This is a genomic window from Kitasatospora sp. NPDC127111 (assembly GCF_042677465.1).
In the GTDB taxonomy this organism is placed as follows: domain Bacteria; phylum Actinomycetota; class Actinomycetes; order Streptomycetales; family Streptomycetaceae; genus Kitasatospora.
This window is the reverse complement of sequence record NZ_JBHXTG010000159.1, coordinates 1-1,379: the sequence shown is the minus strand read 5'-3', so window position 1 is coordinate 1,379 and position 1,379 is coordinate 1. Positions and strand designations below refer to the sequence as shown.

The 1,379-nt window shown below is 71.7% G+C and carries 2 protein-coding genes; both read right to left on the bottom strand.

Going from position 1 to position 1,379, the window contains the following annotated elements; all coding sequences use genetic code 11:
- Positions 1 to 107 precede the first annotated feature (107 nt).
- Complete coding sequence (locus ACFVHB_RS39925; RefSeq protein WP_380332864.1) at positions 108 to 353, bottom strand: hypothetical protein; 246 nt, start codon at positions 351 to 353, stop codon at positions 108 to 110.
- Between the two features lie 671 nt (positions 354 to 1,024).
- Entirely contained in the window at positions 1,025 to 1,297 is a 273-nt protein-coding gene (locus ACFVHB_RS39920; protein ID WP_380332869.1) for a hypothetical protein, read from the bottom strand.
- Positions 1,298 to 1,379: the final 82 nt, after the last annotated feature.

The window sequence follows — 1,379 nt, the reverse complement described above, 5'->3', positions numbered from 1 at the left end:
CTTATATTCCCTCACTAACCCGGTTCATACTCCTTTTAACCCCGCTTCTTTGGGGTGGGGGGGGTGGGGGGGGGGGGGGCGGCCGCCCCGGCCGCGCACCGCCTCGCTCAGCGCCGGCGCCGGTCCCGCTTCTTGCGCTGCTCGTCCTTCTCCAGCTGGTCGAGCGCGTCCGCCACCCGGCGCACGAACCGGGCCGCCGACCCCGGTCCCGGCGCTGGCTTCCCGATACCTGCCATCATCCACTTGATCACCGGCATCGCGACCGAGGCGGCCAACCAGGCCACCGCCTGCTCCACACCCGGCAGCCACGGCTCGTGCGTCCCCGCCGCAGCGGAGTTCGTGTTCATCGTCATGGCCCCGACCGTAGGACCGGCTCCGCCCACCCCGGGGTCGGGGCGGCCCGGATGCACCCGAACGGAGGAGGACGGCCCCGTCCAGCTCGCCCTGCCGAACCCCGTCCTCGCCGCGGCACAAGCTGCGGCCGCCGGGCACCGTGCCACGGTGACCGACTCCGACCTCCGCCTGTACCTCTTGCCGGTCGGCTTCAAGGACGCCCGCGACTTCGTCGCCACTACCGGCCCCCGCCCGGCATGATCTTCGCCATCGGCGCCGCCGACGGGTTCGAGGGGGTATAGGGGGGCCGGGCGAGGCAGTGTTCCATATGGATCGCTGCCCCGGGCCCGTGGCCGACGGGCACCTACTCACGCGAGTAGGTGGGCCAGGTCGAGCTGGGCAAAGCCCCCGCGCCGGGATGGGCGCGTCGCTAGGCTGGGTCGTCACCGAGGCCCTGCTTCAGGAAGAGTGTGATGAGCGACACCCCTGCCGAGATCGACCCGTTGGGCCATCAGATTTACCAGGAGTCCGAACTCCTCGGCTGGCGACTGGAGTTGCTGACCGGCGACCAGGGGCTCGCCGACATGGTCCGCTCCAGCCTCAGCCAGGCCTCGGCGCGGTACGCCGCCCAACTGCGCTCGGATGACGACGAGACGGTGGCCAGCGCCGTGCTCGACCTGGTGGCCAACCTCTACCCGGGCGACACCCCCATCCCCGACGACTGGTGGACCACGCCGCTCGGCTGGCTGGCTGCGGCCAGCACCGGCAACCCACCGCGGAGTCCGTCACCTACAGCGTGGCCGGCGCCATGCTCGGCATCGACTCCGGCGCCGTCGAGCTGCTCGCCCGAACGGGTTCCGAGAAGCTTGTCGAGCATGGTCTGGAACTGCCGGCAGTCGGCCGCCTGGCCCGGGGTCAGCACGAACGCCAGTGGTAGGCCCGCGGAGTCGGCAGCGGCATGGATCTTGCTGCTCAGCCCGCCCCGGGACCGGCCGAGTTCGGCTTTCGCGGCCCGGGCCTTGCGCCGACGGCGTGCCTGGGAACGA

Coding starts and splice junctions, on each gene's coding strand:
- ACFVHB_RS39925 (WP_380332864.1), bottom strand. CDS start 353: ATGACGATGAACACGAACTCCGCTGCGGCGGGGACGCACGAGCCGTGG.